1 pseudogene is annotated in these 698 nt (G+C 52.1%); it reads right to left on the bottom strand.

What is annotated here, in order from left to right:
* Positions 1 to 698, bottom strand: a pseudogene (locus tag HP566_RS04425) (IS3 family transposase); the annotation flags it as partial.

Genomic DNA, 698 nt, shown 5'->3' with positions numbered 1-698 from the left:
AAAACAGGTCGATCACCACCGCTAAGTAAAGCCAGCCTTCGTACGTTCGGATGAATGTAATGTCCGTCACCCAAGCAACATTGGGCGCTGTTACTTCAAACTGACGGTCTAAATGGTTGGGTGATACAACAGCCGGTTTTCCGCCGCCATAGCAGCCAGGGCGTCGTCGATAGCCCGTCTGAGAGCGTAAACCTTCCCTACACATCAGGCGGGCCACTCGGTGCTTACCGCAGGCTTCGCCAGCCTCACGCAAATCCTGATAGACCTTGCGATAGCCATATACACCGCCACTTTCAAGCCACGCATGCTTGATCAATCCCAATAGACGCTGATCATCCCGGTCTCGATTAGACAGTGCTTTTTTACACCATGCATAGTAGCCACTAGGATGCACGGCCATCATGCGGCACAAGCGCCGTATCGGATATTGGCTCGCATGCTTTTGAATAAACGCGTACCTCAGTCGGACTCTCTGGCGAAGTACGCGGTGGCCTTTTTTAATATATCTCGCTCTTCTGATACGCGTTTTAATTCAGCCTTTAAACGACGGTTTTCAGCTTGGAGATCATCGTCTTCTTGCCGTTGTTCTACCGGCTTATCGTAGCGTTTGATCCAGTGGTACAAGCTGTGGCCTGACACGCCCAAACGCTCAGCGACCTCGGCAACTCGATGGCCACGCTCTACCACCTGTTTAACGG

Source organism: Vreelandella olivaria (assembly GCF_023507745.1).
Classification (GTDB): Bacteria; Pseudomonadota; Gammaproteobacteria; order Pseudomonadales; family Halomonadaceae; genus Vreelandella; species Vreelandella olivaria_A.
This window is presented reverse-complemented; position numbering and strand designations above follow the sequence as displayed.